Origin of the sequence: Candidatus Vondammii sp. HM_W22, from assembly GCF_022530855.2 — a bacterium.
In the GTDB taxonomy this organism is placed as follows: Bacteria; Pseudomonadota; Gammaproteobacteria; order Chromatiales; family Chromatiaceae; genus Vondammii.
Map to the genome: position 1 here is coordinate 2,143,908 of NZ_CP099567.1, position 16,853 is coordinate 2,160,760.

General features: G+C 49.2%; 18 protein-coding genes and 6 pseudogenes. 17 read left to right on the forward strand and 7 right to left on the reverse strand.

Features of this window, described 5'->3' with window-relative positions; all coding sequences use genetic code 11:
• Positions 1–14 precede the first annotated feature (14 nt).
• The gene (locus tag MN084_RS11845) at positions 15–278 is read right to left on the reverse strand and encodes a transposase (protein WP_330178057.1); all 264 of its coding nucleotides are present in this window, start codon (positions 276–278) and stop codon (positions 15–17) included.
• 483 nt (positions 279–761) lie between these two features.
• Between MN084_RS11845 and MN084_RS11850 the strand changes: the two genes are divergently transcribed.
• Genes MN084_RS11850 through MN084_RS11860 form a run of 3 tightly spaced genes read left to right on the forward strand, consistent with a single transcriptional unit; the run spans position 762 to position 3,298 of the window.
• Complete coding sequence (locus MN084_RS11850; RefSeq protein WP_241086266.1) at positions 762–1,628, forward strand: NAD(+) kinase; 867 nt, start codon at positions 762–764, stop codon at positions 1,626–1,628.
• Complete coding sequence (recN, locus tag MN084_RS11855) at positions 1,612–3,003, forward strand: DNA repair protein RecN (RefSeq protein WP_330178058.1); 1,392 nt, start codon at positions 1,612–1,614, stop codon at positions 3,001–3,003. Before MN084_RS11850 ends, recN begins: the two co-directional genes overlap by 17 nt.
• 28 nt (positions 3,004–3,031) lie before the next feature.
• A complete protein-coding gene (locus MN084_RS11860) occupies positions 3,032–3,298 on the forward strand; it encodes a hypothetical protein (protein ID WP_241086264.1) in 267 nt (88 codons plus the stop codon).
• A gap of 487 nt (positions 3,299–3,785) precedes the next feature.
• On the opposite strand, the gene tsaB is transcribed toward MN084_RS11860, so the two are convergent.
• Positions 3,786–4,478 carry a tRNA (adenosine(37)-N6)-threonylcarbamoyltransferase complex dimerization subunit type 1 TsaB gene (tsaB, locus tag MN084_RS11865; protein WP_241086263.1) on the reverse strand — a complete coding sequence of 231 codons (693 nt, stop codon included), beginning with the start codon at positions 4,476–4,478 and terminating at the stop codon, positions 3,786–3,788.
• Positions 4,479–4,697: 219 nt separating this feature from the next.
• On the opposite strand from tsaB, the pseudogene MN084_RS11870 reads away from it, so the two are divergent.
• Positions 4,698–5,573 (forward strand): annotated as a pseudogene (locus MN084_RS11870) (IS1595 family transposase).
• A 341-nt stretch (positions 5,574–5,914) separates the two neighbouring features.
• Here MN084_RS11870 and MN084_RS11875 read toward each other — a convergent pair.
• Positions 5,915–6,175 (reverse strand): transposase, encoded by a 261-nt coding sequence (locus MN084_RS11875; protein ID WP_241086262.1) that lies wholly within the window; start codon positions 6,173–6,175, stop codon positions 5,915–5,917.
• On the reverse strand, positions 6,172–6,384 hold the full coding sequence (locus MN084_RS11880; RefSeq protein WP_241086261.1) for a hypothetical protein: 213 nt from the start codon (positions 6,382–6,384) through the stop codon (positions 6,172–6,174). Before MN084_RS11880 ends, MN084_RS11875 begins: the two co-directional genes overlap by 4 nt.
• Positions 6,385–6,496: 112 nt before the next feature.
• Here MN084_RS11880 and MN084_RS11885 point away from each other — a divergent pair, with 112 nt between their 5' ends.
• On the forward strand, positions 6,497–6,724 hold the full coding sequence (locus tag MN084_RS11885; protein WP_241086260.1) for a hypothetical protein: 228 nt from the start codon (positions 6,497–6,499) through the stop codon (positions 6,722–6,724).
• Positions 6,718–7,095, forward strand: a complete 378-nt coding sequence (locus MN084_RS11890; protein ID WP_445083970.1) for a hypothetical protein — start codon at positions 6,718–6,720, stop codon at positions 7,093–7,095. The genes MN084_RS11885 and MN084_RS11890 overlap by 7 nt, the downstream gene beginning before the upstream one ends.
• A gap of 17 nt (positions 7,096–7,112) precedes the next feature.
• Here MN084_RS11890 and MN084_RS11895 read toward each other — a convergent pair.
• Positions 7,113–7,259, reverse strand: a pseudogene (locus tag MN084_RS11895) (IS30 family transposase); the annotation flags it as partial.
• Positions 7,260–7,326: 67 nt separating this feature from the next.
• Between MN084_RS11895 and MN084_RS11900 the strand changes: the two are divergent.
• The 4 genes and pseudogenes from MN084_RS11900 (at position 7,327) to lexA (ending at position 11,763) form a co-directional block, all read left to right on the forward strand.
• A complete protein-coding gene (locus MN084_RS11900) occupies positions 7,327–8,535 on the forward strand; it encodes an IS256 family transposase (protein WP_330178547.1) in 1,209 nt (402 codons plus the stop codon).
• 36 nt (positions 8,536–8,571) lie between these two features.
• A pseudogene (locus MN084_RS11905) lies at positions 8,572–8,736 on the forward strand (IS30 family transposase); the annotation flags it as partial.
• A 98-nt stretch (positions 8,737–8,834) separates the two neighbouring features.
• Positions 8,835–10,155: pseudogene (locus MN084_RS19770) on the forward strand (IS5 family transposase).
• Positions 10,156–11,154: 999 nt separating this feature from the next.
• Positions 11,155–11,763 (forward strand): transcriptional repressor LexA, encoded by a 609-nt coding sequence (gene lexA, locus MN084_RS11920; protein ID WP_241086257.1) that lies wholly within the window; start codon positions 11,155–11,157, stop codon positions 11,761–11,763.
• Between the two features lie 193 nt (positions 11,764–11,956).
• On the opposite strand, the gene MN084_RS11925 is transcribed toward lexA, so the two are convergent.
• Positions 11,957–12,256, reverse strand: a complete 300-nt coding sequence (locus tag MN084_RS11925) for a transposase (protein WP_241086256.1) — start codon at positions 12,254–12,256, stop codon at positions 11,957–11,959.
• A 293-nt stretch (positions 12,257–12,549) separates the two neighbouring features.
• Between MN084_RS11925 and MN084_RS11930 the strand changes: the two are divergent.
• From MN084_RS11930 to MN084_RS11955, 6 genes and pseudogenes are all read left to right on the forward strand, one after another.
• A pseudogene (locus tag MN084_RS11930) lies at positions 12,550–13,487 on the forward strand (IS5 family transposase).
• A gap of 114 nt (positions 13,488–13,601) precedes the next feature.
• Complete coding sequence (locus MN084_RS11935) at positions 13,602–13,796, forward strand: helix-turn-helix domain-containing protein (RefSeq protein ID WP_241086255.1); 195 nt, start codon at positions 13,602–13,604, stop codon at positions 13,794–13,796.
• Positions 13,780–14,085 (forward strand): hypothetical protein, encoded by a 306-nt coding sequence (locus MN084_RS11940; RefSeq protein ID WP_330178061.1) that lies wholly within the window; start codon positions 13,780–13,782, stop codon positions 14,083–14,085. The genes MN084_RS11935 and MN084_RS11940 overlap by 17 nt, the downstream gene beginning before the upstream one ends.
• Positions 14,085–14,474 carry a Mu transposase domain-containing protein gene (locus MN084_RS11945; RefSeq protein WP_330178062.1) on the forward strand — a complete coding sequence of 130 codons (390 nt, stop codon included), beginning with the start codon at positions 14,085–14,087 and terminating at the stop codon, positions 14,472–14,474. Before MN084_RS11940 ends, MN084_RS11945 begins: the two co-directional genes overlap by 1 nt.
• 245 nt (positions 14,475–14,719) lie before the next feature.
• Positions 14,720–15,434: pseudogene (locus tag MN084_RS11950) on the forward strand (ATP-binding protein).
• Between the two features lie 240 nt (positions 15,435–15,674).
• Positions 15,675–15,890 (forward strand): fumarate hydratase, encoded by a 216-nt coding sequence (locus MN084_RS11955; RefSeq protein WP_241086254.1) that lies wholly within the window; start codon positions 15,675–15,677, stop codon positions 15,888–15,890.
• A 418-nt stretch (positions 15,891–16,308) separates the two neighbouring features.
• On the opposite strand, the gene MN084_RS11960 is transcribed toward MN084_RS11955, so the two are convergent.
• Entirely contained in the window at positions 16,309–16,554 is a 246-nt protein-coding gene (locus MN084_RS11960; RefSeq protein WP_241086253.1) for a transposase, read from the reverse strand.
• Between MN084_RS11960 and MN084_RS11965 the strand changes: the two genes are divergently transcribed.
• Entirely contained in the window at positions 16,546–16,788 is a 243-nt protein-coding gene (locus tag MN084_RS11965) for a hypothetical protein (protein WP_330178063.1), read from the forward strand. The genes MN084_RS11960 and MN084_RS11965 overlap by 9 nt on opposite strands.
• The last annotated feature ends 65 nt before the right edge of the window (positions 16,789–16,853 follow it).

Sequence of the window (16,853 nt, forward strand, 5' to 3'; positions counted from 1 at the left end):
CTTCGCGCGGGGGCTCACCACTTTTTTGCTTGTATCTCCTTCATGACCTCTACTTCCAGGTCACGTTCTGCTAGCAGCTTTTTGAGCCGCATGTTCTCATCCTTGACTCGCTTTAGCTCCCGCACATCTGAAACTTCCATCCCGGCATACTTGTTGCGCCAACGGTAGATCGACTGCTTCGATACGCCGTGTTTGCGTGCTGCCGCTACGACCGTTGTTGCCTCTGCATCGCGCAGTACAGCCACGATCTGCTCATCTGAAAAATGTCCCTTCTTCATCCTGGTTCTCCTCAGGTAGAGGAAAACCTAACATACCACTGGTCTAGTGTTCGGGGGGCAATCCATACCCTGGCGGCGGGATGATCCAATAACAGCAGGAAAAATTCGTAAGGAGCTCCTGATTTTCGCCATGTTGCTGTAAAGGAGTGCTGGGGCCGTGAATGCAAAAAGTCGAGCCGCCAAATTGGCTGGGAAGTGAATATGCAGCGAGATATGAGCTTAGCTACTTGTAATCAGCGGCAGAAGATTATAGAGGGTTCGGAACTCGAGTGGCTGACAGCGACTTGAAGTGGCAGGGTCGCTCTACATTCCAGTTCATACAAACATTATATCAATATGTAAATGTCCGCCTGGTTAATATTTAGTTGGCTGGCTATTTGCCGCGTGTTAAGTTTCTCTCAGGCACTCTCAATAATCCAGTGTGGATGTTTGCCTGAATTTGTTGAGGACTATCTTTCCGACCATGCAAATAACGCAGAGACCATGCCAGACAAATTTCACTCCATAGGCCTGATCGGCAAACAGGGCACCCCCAATCCCCGGGAGTCATTGGTTAGCCTAATCCGTTTTCTCCAGGAGCGTGGACATAATATTTTGCTTGAACAAGGCGCTGCAGAGAGGCTACAGGATCATAACTTGCCTGTTGCCACTCTCGAAGAGATCGGCAGATGGTGCCAACTTGCCATTGTCGTAGGCGGCGATGGCACACTGCTGCATGCCGCACGCTCTTTAGCCGATGACAATGTGCCAGTTCTTGGTATCAATCTGGGGCGATTGGGCTTTCTGGCAGATATCTCCCCGGATGAGATGATCAATACCCTCGAACAGATCTTTTCCGGACACTACCAGAAAGAGTGCCGTTTTCTCCTCAGCACTGAGATCAATGGCCAGCATCACACGGCATTAAACGATGTCGTCATCCACAAATGGAATATTGCACGGATGATCGAGTTTGAAACCTATGTCGATAGCAGTTTTGTCGATGCACAACGCTCAGATGGCCTGATCATCTCCACACCAACCGGCTCTTCGGCCTACGCCCTGTCCGGCGGAGGCCCTTTGATACACCCGAATCTGAATGCCACACTGCTGGTGCCCATCTGTCCGCACACCCTCAGTAACCGGCCTATTGTCATCAGTGGAGAGAGCCAGATCGAAATTCAGATAAGCTGCCACACCGAAATCGAGCATATTCGCATCACTTGCGATGGGCAGACCAGCCTGCCACTGGAGAGTAAGCGAATTTTAATTCGTAAGCATGAGCGCCCAGTTTGCCTGATTCACCCTGAAAACCACGATCACTTCAATATCCTCCGGGCCAAACTTGGCTGGGGTGAGCACCCAATCTGAATCCATGCTTCAACATCTTCATATAAAAAATCTGGCCATAGTGACTGCTCTGGAGGTTGAATTCCAGCCGGGAATGACCACTCTGACCGGCGAGACAGGCGCGGGTAAATCAATTCTCATCGATGCCCTCGGTCTGGTGCTTGGAGACAGAGCGGATAACGGAATGATCCGCAGCGGCCGTGACCAGGCAGAGATAACCGCCGTTTTCACCCTGAACCAACTCCCTCGCGTAACAGAGTGGCTCCAGACCCATGCGCTCGACAACGGTGACCAATGCATCTTGCGCCGTGTGCTTACCCGAAACAGCAGCTCCCGGGCTTTTATCAACGGTAGCCCGGTGCCGGTTAAATCACTGCACGAACTGGGTGACCAACTGGTGGATATTCATAGTCAGCACGCCCATCAGTCACTGTTGCGGCGGGATCATCAGCGGCAGCTTCTGGATGAATTTGCAGGCAACATAAAGCACTGTCACAAAACCGCCCTCCTGTTTGGCCAATGGAAGCAGTCAGAGGAGGCCGTTGAGTCTCTCCAAGAGGCCTCCCGGGACAGGACAGAACGCATTGAACTCCTGCAGTATCAAATCAACGAGCTGAAAGTGCTTCAACTGGGTACCTATGAGCTCCAGACACTGGATGAAGAGCATCATCGCCTGAGTAATGCAGGCCAACTGATGGAGAGTTGCAATCTCATTCTGGCCACACTGGATGATGACGATACTGCAGTCACTCACAAACTGAATCTGGCCAGTAGAGAACTCAACACGCTGCTCTCTGTCGACCCTGATCTGAGAGAGTGCAGAGAGATGCTTGAAACCGCCTCAATTCAGATTCAGGAGACGGTATCCAACCTGCGTGAATATGGTGGTAATCTTCAACTGGATCCCGCCAAGTTGAATCAACTCGATCATCGGTTGAGCGAAATTCAGGATCTCTCCCGTAAATACCGCTGCCGCCCTGAAGAGCTGCTGGAGCAGTTGGATGGATTGGAGAGAGAGCTTGAACAGCTGAAAAATGCCGACATTCACCTCTCTGAACTGGAACTACAGGCAGCGCAACTGCAAAGCGAATACCTGAAAAATGCCGGATCACTGGATAAAAACCGTAAAAAAGCGGCCGACAAGCTGGGCAGGCAGGTAACAACCGGCATCCGATCTCTGGACATGGCAGAGGGGGTAGTCGAAATTAAAGTGGAGACCCTGGCAAAAGAGAAAGCATCGAGAACCGGCCTCAACCAGATAGATTTCCTGGTAAGCACCAACCCGGGGCAGTCTCCACAGCCACTGAACAAAGTGGCATCCGGCGGTGAACTCTCCCGCATCAGCCTGGCGATTCAGGTCGCCACGATCAACTGCGACACCGACACCGATATTTGACGAGGTCGATGTCGGTATTGGTGGTGGTATGGCTGAAATAGTGGGGCGTCTGCTACGGCAACTGGGAAAATCGCGGCAACTGCTTTGCGTTACTCACCTGCCTCAGGTGGCATCACTGGGACACCAGCATTACCAGATACGCAAAGAGTCTGATGCGAGCAGCACCAATTCAATCATCGTTCAACTCGACGAACAGAACAGAGTACACGAGATAGCCCGCATGCTCGGGGGGCTAGAGATAACCGATCAGACCATCGCGCATGCAAAAGAGATGATCAACCTGCCTGTCAATTGACCACAAGGGTTGTATCTGGCACAAGGCAGTAACCATCCCCCGGCAAAGCCGGATCCTTAAAGTCTGTGAGCCGCTCAAAGCAGCATTAACGGTGAGTGGGTTCAACTCCAATGTGCACTGCCTAGGTGACTAAAAAAGAGATGATTTGAATGCCTGATAAAGTGAGGTTGCAAAATCTTACCTGATTACCCATAAACCTCAGCCATCCTTCAGATGGTTTGCTTCGTCTCATCCAGAAACTGCTCCTTGCGGGTCTTTTTTCAGTATTTTTCAAACATCCTCGACTCCTAAGCTTTGCTGTGTTTTCCTGGAACCGGTGACCTATTGATCAATGGTATACGATATGCTTTAACTAACTAATCGGAAATGCCTTAGGACTTTGGATGATTTTCAATCTCCTGGTTACCATGGCCCAATGCGTGAATTGATACAGGTCGGTGTGCATTCCTACTATGAACATGAGAACGTGAGGTAACACCAGTCATTATCAAATTGGCGGAACAGCAGGTTTCGCTGCAACTTTATCCCGCAGATAGAGGGGCAGCGCCTGCTCAGCGCTAACCGTCTGGCCGACCGCAAAATCGGCAGCGCCAAGAACCGCTACATCATGAGCACTGCAGAGCAGATCAGGATTGATCGAAGCCAGTGAGCCACCCAACAATAGACAGAGTTGCTCACCATAGCTCTTCCAGCCTGATCCCACGGCATGCCAATCACCACCTTCTGGCAGTGTCACAGCTTTGGGCAGGGATACTTCATCGGCAACTACCTGCCGCACGACCCCGGTATCGGAAACCTCATATATTCCCCAATAAACCTCCTTCATCCCAGCGTCAAAAGCGGGTAGCAGGCGGCATTTCCCCTGCTCTCTGAAACAGCGCTGGGCCAGAGTAGCCAAGGTAGAAACCGGCATGACCGGCAAATCGGCGGCGAACGCGGCTCCCTGTATTACCCCCGTCGCAATACGAACCCCGGTAAAGGAACCGGGGCCTTGTCCAAATGCCATAGCATCGAGGCCGGAAAGAGTCACCTCCGCCTCCGCCAGTAACTCATTCATCATCGGAAGTATCAGCTCACTATGACCACGCGGTTGCACCCGGAAGCGCTCGGTCACAGCCCCATCAATCAGCAGTGCTACCGAACAGGCCTCACTAGCAGTTTCAATAGCAAGTAATTTCATAAAACGGATTGTATCCTCAGCAACCGCACAACAACACCATGCAAATGATGATTAGAAAAAATGCGGAGTTCAGTGCAGAAATTCAAGAAAATTACCTGATTACCTACCAAGCTCAGCTATTGAGCCAGTGGTCATAATAGAAGCCACTGAACACAGAGGGTTTCTATCATGCCGAAAAATACAGTGTAGTTTCAAAAGGGTCCTAGTTTACACGAATTTATTGAAAAATATGGTTCTGAAGAGCAATGCCAACAAGCATTGTACCAACTGCGTTGGCCTACCGGATATATATGTCCTGAGTGTGGCAACACAACAGGTTGTGAACTCAAAAGCCGTAAGATATATCAGTACCACAAATGCCGCCACCAAAGCTCCCTGACTGCTGGCACCATCTTTCACGGCACCAAGCTGCCGTTGAAGAAGTGGTTTCTGGCCATCTATTTGTTGGCTCAGCGTAAAAAGAGTACTTCTGCCTTGCAACTGTCCCCTGAAATTGGTGTGAACTACAATACAGCCTGGAAGCTCAAGCACAAACTGATGCAGGTGATGATGGAACGTCAGAGTCAAAAAAACTGGCTGGTCGCATCGAGATGGATGATGCCTGTATTGGTGGTGAGAAACCGGGAAAGCGTGGGCAGGGTCTCGTAATAAAATCCCTTTCGTGGCAGCTGTTGAGACGACGCAGGACGGCAGGCCAATGAAGATCAACTGCGTCGGCTCCGCGGTTTTCAGAGTGCTGAGATCGCTCGATATGCCAGATCCAGTCTGTGTGCTGGCAGCACAGTTTTTTCTGATGGGCTCTACTGCTTCAGAGCAGTTACAGATGCTGGATGTGATCATATGCCTATCGTCACTGGCGGTGGGCGAAAGTATGCCCAGCTCTCCACCTTTAAATGGCTGAATACCATGCCTGGTAATATCAAGAATGCTTTGCAGGGAACCTTTCATGCTATTCGTAAAAAACACGTACCTCGTTATCTCGCCGAGTTTGAATATCGCTTTAATCGCCGGTTTAATCTTCCGGCTATGATTGAACGATTGCTCTGCGTCGCGTTACGTACACCGATGCCTTATGGATATCAGGTAAAATTATGAACAAAATATATCCCTTTCCCACCCTATTTGGCTACCCTTTTCCTAGGGGCGCATTAAGGGAGCCTCTAAAAACCCGATAAAGACCAATAGTCTCTAGCAAATCCGGAGAGCCCGGTATCTTCACGCTCATTTTGCTGGCAACATCCATACCCATACCTCGCTTCATCCGGCCAGCCACACCAACCGACGCATGTTGTACACCAAATTCATCATACCCATCTTCACGCTAGCCCTAATTTTCCCGATGCTGCGCACCAGTCGATTGGCCTGCTGGGCAAACACGTGCTCAACTCGAGCCCGAACTCTTGATCATTTTCGGTTTACCTCTTGCTCCCGTTCATTCAAAGGGCGTTTGCGTGTCGACTTGCGATGAATCTGACTGCGGTAATACGCACCCCCGGTAAAGCGGCTTCCCGTTCTACACTGCGGTAAGCAGAGTCGGCCCAGACACTGCCATTACTGTTATTCTCATCCAGCAGTTCTTCGAAGACCTGACTATCGTGAACTTTAGCTGATGTGATGGCGTGCTTGCGAATGACCTTGTGCTTCCGGTCTATGCTGATATGGTTTTTGTACCCATAGTGGGTTTTGCCATGCTTCATGGTCCAGCGGGCTTCAACATCCTTCTGGCGGCGTTTGTTATCACCCCATGCCTCATATCCCCGGCTTTGATTTGCCTATTTTCCTCTCGTCTATTACGTTGCCTGGGTACTGGAACGATAGCGGCATCTACAATCTGTCCCTTGCGAACACTGAAGCCTGCTGCATCAACAACAACAAGGCCCCGTTCTTTCAAGTGTTCACGATACACCCAAACCCTTTTGGCATCTTCTGGCATCGGGTACCTTACCCTCCGGACTCAGCCCAAGAAAACAACAAAAACGGCTCTTCCCCTAATTGAGTGGGCAGATTAGCGCACCCTTATGAGAGATAAAGATCTATACGCCCAGATCCTGAGTATCAAGAGCCCTTGGCAGGTTAGCAGTGTGGAGTTGGCTCTGTCAGAGGAAGAGGTAACGGTACAGGTTGAGCAGGAGGCAGGTGCCAAGCAGTGTTGTTCAACCTGTGGGCAGATATCCCACAGGGCTATGACTCACGCAAGCGCCGCTAGCGGCACCTGGATACCCACCAATACAAAACTATTCTGGTAGCAGATGTGCCCAGGGTGAAGTGTGAAGAACATGAGTCGGCAGTCTCCCGATTGATGGGGCTGAGTTGGAATGCCATTGATGGAATTATGCAGCGAGCGGTTAAGCAAGGACTGGCACGTAGAACAGAGATCAGCCCAACACGTATAGGTGTTGATGAGACGGCCTTCAAGAAAAGAGTTTGCCATGTCACTCTGGCACTATGCCAGCAAGACATCGGCAAGAAAAGGCTGGGAGCGGTGGTTGTCATGAGCAGTGCGCAGTGGCCTGGAGCCAATCAAGAAAGTGGCTGGAACAATCAAGAATCATCTGTGGAGAATATTGAACGCTGTTGTTTTGGAAGACCGCTAAGCGTTCTTCGAACTCAATCATAAATCTATTCAATGTAGATTCAAGGGGTCGATGCAATACCGTCATTTGGTTTATCTGCAGGAATGGCGAAGTCCAATGTTTTTCTCGGTCGTTGATTGAGTTTTTTCGCCACGCGATCTAATTGTGCCTGAGAGTAAATCGATAAGTCTGTTTTCTTCGGAAAATAGAGACTATCCTGAATTCTGTGTAATTGCCTATCATTAAGCCAAAACAAGGGTGAGGACAGGCAGATGATCGACAAGAAAGAGCTCCAGGCGATAGCCCAGGCGGCCGCTAATCACATCAAAACTGAAGAAGATCACAGCGAGTTTCGGCCAATGCAGCCCAGAATCACGGTCGAGGCAGCACTCAATGCTGAACTGGCTGATCATCTTGGCTTTGCCAAGCATCAACAATCCGAAGCGAGTAATAGCCGCAACGGCACGACCAGCAAGACCTTGCAAACGGAAGATGGCCAGTTTGAACTGGATACCCCGCGAGATAGAGCGGGCAGCTTTGAACCTCAGCTAGTTAAGAAGCACCAGCGTCGATTTACCTCAATGGATGACAAGATCCTCTTCTTGTATGCCCAAGGTATGATAACCCGCGAAATCGTCACGACATTCAAGGAGATGTATGGGGCCGATGTCTCTGCCACACTCATATCCAAAGTCACTGATGCAGTTATCGAACAGGTTGTTGAATGGCAATCTCGCCCCCTGGATGCGATTTATCCTATTGTTTATCTGGACTGCATTGTCGTTAAAATCAGGCAAGACAAGAAAGTGATCAACAAAGCGATTTACCTCACTCTGGGCGTTAACCTGGAAGGCCACAAGGAATTATTAGGGATGTGGTTATCGGAGAATGAGGGGGCTAAATTCTGGCTGAACGTGTTGACAGAGCTTCAAAACCGCGGTGTGAAGGATGTTTTGATTGCCTGTGTCGATGGCTTAAAAGGCTTTCCTGATGCCATCAACATGGCCTTTCCGGATACCCAGATCCAGCTCTGTATCGTGCATATGATACGGAACTCGATGAAGTACGTGCCTTGGAAAGACTACAAGCCTGTCACGGCTGATTTGAAAAAGATTTACCAGTCCATCACCGAGGAAGAAGCCTTATTGGCGCTGGATAAATTCTCTGACCGATGGGACAACAAGTACCCCCGGATCAGCCGCTCCTGGCGTGCCCATTGGGAGAACCTGGACATGCTGTTCAACTACCCGGAGGACATACGAAAGGTGATCTACACGACCAACGCCATTGAGTCGCTGAACAGCGTCATTCGCAAAGCGATCAAAAAGCGGAAGTTGTTTCCAACCGATGACTCGGCAAAGAAGGTAATCTATCTGGCAATCCAGGCCGCATCGAAAAAGTGGACAATGCCGATCCGTCATTGGAAACCAGCACTGAATAGATTTATGATTGAGTTCGAAGAACGCTTAGCGGAATATATTTAACCTGGGCAGTTACACAGAAAACTTTACAGGCTCGGTATTTCCATAGCAGATCGCTCACCTGAAATTGAAGACCGGGCCGTCCCTGGCCACTGGGAAGGCGATTTGATCTCAGGTTCTTCCAATACTCATATAGCTACGTTAGTAGAGCGTCACTCGCGATTTACTATGCTCGTTAAAGTCGCAGGGAAAGACACTAATTCGTCGACCCTGAAATATTCATAACGCAATGATTTATATAAAATAAGCGTCCGGTAAAGCAGTAAAAGCAGAGAAAAATTGGACGAAACAGAGGTGGATAATTGAGCAAATCCAAGACAGACAATCCCAACCAGCAAAGTTTCCTGCACCAGAACTTACTGGATCAGCTGAACCCCAAGCATCCACTTTTACTATTGGCCAGACAGATAGACTGGTTATATTTTGATGCTGAATTTGCCCCGCTTTATTCTCATCTTGGAAAGCCCTCAAAACCCATCTGCCTAATGGTGGGTCTCTCGATACTCAAGCATCTGGAAGACCTCAGTGACGAGGTTCTGATTCAACGCTGGATACAAAATCCCTACTACCCGAGTTTTACGGGTGAGATCGAATTCCAATGGCAACTTCCTTGTGACCCCTCCGACCTGACTTACTTCGGAAAGCGTATTGGCAACGAAGGTTTTGAAAAGGTCCTGGCTGCCTCTATCGCCTTACATCAAGAAAAGGCGATCGAAGATGAAATGTGTATCGACACTACCGTACAAGAGAAAAACATTACCTTTCCAACTGATGCAAAGCAGTACCGAAAGATACACGGGCAGTTACTCAAGATGGCCCGAGCAGAAGGTATCGTGCTCAGTCGAAGCCATGAGAAGGAAGTAAAAATTCTCAAGCTCCCCACCCGATTTGCCACACATCCGAGGAATCGTAAAAAGGCACGTAAGGCCGTCAAGCGATTAAAGACCATCAGCGGCCGATTACTGCGTGAAATACAGCGTAAGATGACCGGAGAACAACAGAAATTCTATGCAGAAAAGTTCGCCCTGTACCAGCGCATGCTGAATCAGAAGCGTGCTGATAAAAATTAAGTTGTACAGCCTACATGAACCTCATATTTACTGTATGAGCAAAGGCAAGGCCCAGCAGCGTTATGAGTTTGGCACCAAGGCATCAATCACCACCACAAGGGACGCGGGCATTGTGATTGGTGCCCTGGCTTTTGAGAAGAATGTATTTGATGGTCACACCGTACCTGAGGTCTTGGCACAGGTGAAACGTCTCATCAATCGAGTACCCAAAGTGGGTATTGCTGATCGAGGTTATCGGAGCAAATCTAAAGGTTAATGACACCCAGATAGTAACGCCAAAGCCTGCCAGGAAGAATACCTCAGGAGAAGCCATGGCATTAGCCAGAAAACGTTTCAGAAGACGAGCTGGCATTGAGCCTGTGGTCACTTAAAGAGTGACCACAGGCTAAAAAGGAACTTTCTTAAAGGCTTTGCCGGGGATCAGATTAACTTGCTTATGGCGGCGGCTGCCTTCAACTTCAGAAAATGGATGAGGGAGGTTCTTTTTGTGCTGAAAAATATCATGTCCATACTGTTGTTCCTGTTTGCAAAACAGAAACAACAGTATTATTAAGTGCCTGGAATGAATATTTCAGGGTCGACTAGCTAGGTCTTTGGGGAACTGCTGGATGAGAACAACAATAATGGCAGTATCTGGGCCGATTCTGCTTGCCGCAGTGTAGAACGGGAAACCGCTTTACCGAGTGCGCATTACCGCCGTCAGATTCATCGAGTCGACGCGCAAACGCCCTTGGAATGAACGGGAGCAATAGGCAAACCGAAAACGATCAAGAGTTCGGGCTCGAGTTGAGCACGTGTTTGCCCAGCAGGCCAATCGACTGGTGCGTAGCATCGGGCAAGTCAGGCTGACGTGAAGATTGATATGATGAATTTGGTGTGCAACACGCGCGATCAGTGTGGCTAGCCGGATGAAGCGAGGTATGGATATGGATGCTGCCAGAAAAATGAGCGTGAAGATACCGGGCTCTCCGGTATTTGCTAAGGACTATTGGCCTTGGTCGGTTTTTTAGAGGTTCCTTTATGCATCTTTAATCACATTCAGGCGATGGAAGGAGTTGCACAGCCACCGGCGAATACTATTCACGATACTCACCGAGCTTTATGTCAATGCACTCGATCATGGTGTGCTCAACCTCGATCCACCGATGAAAAGATCAGCGGAAGGTTTTACCCGGTATTTCACTGAGTGCGAGCATCGCCTTGGCAAATTATCCACGGGTTTCGTCAATATTTACAATAAGGATACAAAATACAGCTTCGGGTGGTAAAATGACTATCCAGGTGGAAGACAGTGATAAAGGGTTCGACTTTCGAAATCTATTTGACAGATATTAACCGATCTGACACCGAGCTATCGGGCCGGGGAATACTGCTTGCCAGGGAGCTGTGTAAATCAGTCCACTATGAATTTGCTTGGAAATAAAGTGGTGGAGACTTAATCGCCTGGACAGGAAAATAACCCGTTGAGTAGTGAAACTGAATCCGCTCAGTGGTCGGATATTTCCCATCCGTTCTCTATTTTGCTACAGTAGAATACCAAGGAGGACTCACTATGACAACATCACTGACTCGCCGCCAGCGGGAGATCTTCGAATATCTCCAGACACACCTCAAAGAATTTCCTCACCCGCCCACCCTGGACGAACTTTGTACCGCCCTGGGGCTAAGTTCAAAAGGTTCTCTTCATAAGCAAGTCCAGGCACTGATCGAAGCCGGGCTGGTTGCGCCGATGAATAATCGCAGAAGAGGCATTCGGCTGACCGAGCAGTTGCCCGGAGAGGATCAGGGCTTGCCTTTTCTCGGTTATATCGCTGCCGGACAGCCGATTGAGGCAGTTGAACAGCATGAACCGGTGCAAGTGCCTGAATTTCTCTACACTGATGAACCTTGTTACGTACTCCAGGTCAAGGGGGACTCCATGATCGACGAAGGCATCCTGGATGGTGACCACATCGTTATTGAGCAGAGAAATCAAGCCCGGAATGGAGAGATCGTAGTGGCATTGATTGATGGTAGTGATGCGACGCTGAAGCGGATTGAACAAAAACCAAGCCATGTCATTCTGCATCCCGCCAACATGGCCATGGAACCAATGGAGTTCTCACCGGAGCAGGTGCAAATTCAAGGCGTACTGGTTGGCCAAATGAGAAGCTACTGCTAGTACGTACATTTGTGTGGAATAAACCTATAGGGAACCTCTAAAAAACCGACAAAGGCCAATAGTCTCTAACAAATCAGGAAAGTCCGGTATCTTCACACTCATTTTTCTGGCAACATCCATATTCATACCTCGCTTCATCCGGCTAGCCACACCAATCGACGCGTGTTGCACACCAAATTCATCATACCCATCTTCACGTCAGCCTGACTTGCCCGATGCTACGCACCAGTCGATTGGCCTGCTGGGCAAACACGTGCTCAACTCGAGCCCGAACTCTTGATCGTTTTCGGTTTGCCTCTTGCTCCCGTTCAACACTGCGATAAGCAGAATCGGCCCAGACACTGCCATTACTGTTGTTCTCATCCAGCCGTTCCTCGAAGACTTGGCTATCGTGAACTTCTGCTGATGTGATGGCGTACTTGTGAATGACCTTGTGCTTTCGGTCTATGCCGATGGTTTTTTTGTACCCGTAGTGTTTTTTTCCACGCTTCATGATCCAACAGGCTTCAACATCCTTCTGGCATTTGTTATCACTCCATTGTTAAACAGCATCCAAAAATGCCCCCTAAGCGCCATTATTTGCACCGAAAATTAACCCAGGTGTAACTCTGACCTGCTGAAGAGCCAGCAGGGGATAAAAGGAGTGATAGACGTGGCATTATTAGGGAGTCTCTAAAAAAACCTCGCAAATCAACGATAATAGTAACCAACTCAACCAACCATTGGTAAAAGCCCACGCAGCCAAGTTTTTTTGATCATCAAAACCGACTTGAACTTCTTGAGCAACTGGGAGACTTGCTGCCAAAGCTGGAAAGGACCGTAGACTGGGAGGTTTTCGGGTATTGTTGGGCCCCGTTTATAAAAACAGTGACCCCAGTAAAGGTGGGCGTCCACCTTACGATGCGGTACTGATGTTCAAGGTATTGATCCTACAGTATTTATCCAACCTGGACGACTCTCAAACAGAGTTCCAAATTCAGGATCGCTATAGCTTTTGTCGTTCTCCTGGGCTGAGCCCGGGGAGGGTAAGGTACCCGATGCTAAAATAGTTTGGGTATATCGTGAGCGCCTGAAAGAACGGGGCCTTGTTGATAAACTCTTTTCAGAGCTGTTGATCCAGATTGATGCAGCAGGCTTCAGTGTTCGCAAGGGGCAGATTGTAGATGCCGCTATCGTTCCAGTACCCAGGCAACGTAATACACGAGAGGAAAATAGGCAGATCAAAGCCGGGGATAGCCCTGAGACATGGAGTGATAACAAACGCCGCCAGAAGAATGTTGAAGCCTACTGGACCATGAAGCATGGCAAAACCCACTATGGGTACAAAAACCGCATCAGCATAGACCGGATGCACAAGATCATTCGCAAGTACGCCATCACATCAGCTGAAGCTAGGTCTTTGAGGAACTGCTGGATGAGAACAACAATAATAGCAGTGTCTGGGCCGATTCTGCTTACCGCAGTGTAGAACGGGAAGCCGCTTTACCGGGTGTGCGTATTACCGCAGTCAGATTCATCGCAAGTCGATACGCAAACGCCCTTTGAATGAACGGGAGCAAGAGGTAAACCGAAAATGATCAAGAGTTCGGGCTCGAGTTGAGCACGTGTTTGCCCAGCAGGCCAATCGACTGGTGCGCAGCATCGGAAAAATTAGGGCTGGCGTGAAGATGGGTATGATGAATTTGGTGTACAACATGCGTCGATTGGTGTGGCTAGCCGGATGAAGCGAGGTATGGATATGGATGCTGCCAGAAAAATGAGTGTGAAGATACCGGGCTCTCCGGATTTGCTAGAGACTACTGCTCTTTGTCGGGTTTTTAGAGATTCCCTTAAGTGTAATGAGGAGGCGGCGACACTGCGATAAGATCACTATTCGGCAGATAGCTAAGAGAACCGGACTTTCCCGTAATACCGTCCGTAAATGTCTGGCCAGTGGCGTTGTCGAGCTGAAGTACTCAAGGCCCACTGGCCTTCAGGGTGCCCGGCGGTGTGCTGGAGCGTGGTATCTACGACGCTATGAAGACCGCTGTTGATAAGGTCCATCGCGGTAAGAGGCGTGTGCTCAATACCCGCTTCGAGGTCATGGCCAGCCACTTCATGTTTGAGTCCGACGTTTGTAACTCAGTCGCAGGCTGGGAGAAGGGCTGGATAGAAAAAAATGTTCGAGACTCCCGCTATCGCCTCTGGCATCAGGCGTCGGCATTTGCGGATATTGATGTGCCAGAACATCTGGCTAGTGCTATAAGACCTTATGGCAAGAGATCTGCCATCCTGAGTACAAAGACAGCACAATTGCTTGGCAGGACGAAGTGGTTCGCCTGATGTCGATTCCTGCGCCCTTTGACGGATATATAGAACACAGTAAGCGGGTCTTATCCACCTCCCTGATTATCTTTGATAACAGTCGTTACAGTGTACCCGCTTCTTTTACCAATCGCCCCACCAGCTTACATATTCATGCCCATAAATTGGTGATGATTGCAGAGGAGAAGGTGATTGCAGAACATCAGCGTATGTTCACACGAGATCACAGCCAAAAGGGCAAACAATCTATGGCTAGCATCACTACCCGTCGGTACTGCAGCGTAAGCCCGGTGCGTTGCGCAATGGGGCACCCTTCCAGGAATTGCCAGAGAGCTTCCGCAAACTACAAAAATAACGGCTCAAGCATTCCGGTGACAACCAGGATATGGTCAATGTACTGGCACTAGTGCTGCAACATGATGAACGCAAGGTAGAACAAGGCCATTACCACTGCACTGACCAGTGGCAGCCCTTCTAAACAGCACATTATTAGCTGCCTGGATAAGCCAAGACCGGCGTTGCTCAAGCCGCGTCCTGAACTCACGCTGGTAAAGAAACCCAAAGCCGACACAGGCCGTTATGATCACTTACGGGGGAAATGCCATGTCCGTTGATGCCACGATAGCAACCATGAAGTTACTAAAATCACAGTATGGCGCAAAGCATTGCAGAGCTGTCTGAGCAAGCTTCATCTGCTTACAGCAAAGCAGAACCCATACTGCAGCAATGACTCAAAGCCGAAGTCGCTGAATGAGAAGTGCGTTCTATTCAATATCAAATGAAGCTGGCACGCTTCCCAGCTCATTGTGAGCTGGCAGGCTTTGATTTTATCCAAAGTCAGGTAAACGAAGAACTGATTACTGCACTGCATCACTGCAAATTTATGGAAGAGGCCCAGAGCATCGTTTTGTGGGCCCTGGTACCGATAAAACCCTCCTGGCGACTATAATCACGGTGCAGGCCTTCAGCACCATCATAAACCTATTCGCTTTTTATCGACTATTGAGCTGGTTAAACTGCTGGAGCAGGAGAAACAATCCGGTAAGCAGGGGCCAATGGCTAACAGGTTGATGCATGCGGATCTCGTGATCCTTGGTGAACCGGGTTATCTTCCCCAAGCAGGTGGTGCTTTGTTATTCCATCTTCTCAGCAAGCTGTATGGACGCACCCACGTCACTATTACCACCAATGTCAGCTTCATTGAATGGTCGAATCTCTTTGGTGATGAAAAGATGACTGCACTGCTTGATCTACTGACCCATCACTGCCATATCATCGAAACCCGCAATGACAGTTACCGATTCAAAAACTCAACCCGCAACACGGAGAGAGAGAAACCAAACGAAAACCCAAGAAATGAGCCATAATCCGGCTTGATTAGGTGGGGTACTTTTGGATGCAACTTAATAGCAAGTTGTGGCTGAAAGCCCCGGAATAGCCAAAACTGAGGTCAAATCTAGGAATAACGCAGGTTGTTTTTACAAATATTCAAGATTGGATGGCAAGTGAAGTGAAAAACTTCAATTTTTCAGGCCATCCTAGCGTATTCGGTGATTGTTAAGGCTATAATCTCACTTCAGGCGTCTGGAGTTTTTAGCGGGAATGATTTGGTCAAGTATATGGGGCAGGGTGAGCGAGCCGATGGAAAGAAGGAGTGGGTGCGTCTCAGCGCCAGCTCACTCGAGGCCGATATTGCCTATTTTGATGCCCGTTTGGCGCTGCTAGATGGTCAGACTACCAGTTTCTATAAGAGAGCGGAAGCGCATGCTTATCGGGAACTGGGAAAGATAATGACCGATATTCTTGCTAAATTACGCGGCTAATCCGGAAATCCTGTCTCCCAGGGAATAGGGGTTACCGAGGAAATGGATGATGAATTCTCCTGAATCTATCAAAATCACCTTGAGTCTAAAGTCACTAAACACAGGATTGAGATTGAGCTGACTGGGGAGAGTGGAAGAAATAGATCTTTTATTAGGGCGTGTTAAGGGAACCTCTAAAAAACCGACCAAGGCCAACAGTCTCTAGCAAATCGGGAGAGCCCGGTATCTTCACGCTCATTTTTCTAGCAACATCAATATCCATACCTCGCTTCGTCCGGTCAGCCACACCAATCTTCTACCGGACCTGGCGTGCCCGATGCTACGTACCAATCAATTGGCCTGCTGGGCAAGCACGTGCTCAGATCGAGCTCTTGATCGTTTTCGGTTTGCCTCTTGCTCCCGTTCATTCAAGGGGCGTTTACGTGTCGACTTGCGATGAATGTGACTGCAGTGATGCGCACCCGGTACAGCGACTTCCCGTTCTACTGCGGTAAACAGAATCGGCCCAGACACTTCGATTACTGTTGTTCTCATCCAGCAGTTCCTCGAAGACTTGGCTATCGTGAACTTCTGCTGGTGTGATGGCGGGCTTGCGAATGACCTTGTATTTCCGGTCTATGCTGATGTGGTTTTTATACCCATAGTGGGTTTTGCCATGCTTCATGGTCCAGTGGGCTTCAATATCCTTCTGGGGGCGTTTGTTATCACTCCATGCCTCAGGGCTGTCCCCGGCTTTGATCTGCCTATTTTCTTCTCGTGCATTACGTTGCTTGGTACTGGAACGATAGCGGCATCTACAACCTGTCCCTTGCGAGCACTGAAGCCTGCTGCACTAATCTGGATCAACAGCTCTGAAGAGACTGCCCTGCGTGACGCGAGCGGGAAATTTGAACGGTGATTTCGTGTGATGGAGTCTGCAATACGTACTAAAGGAGGCCGCCTGGCCGGTACTATCCTGACTGA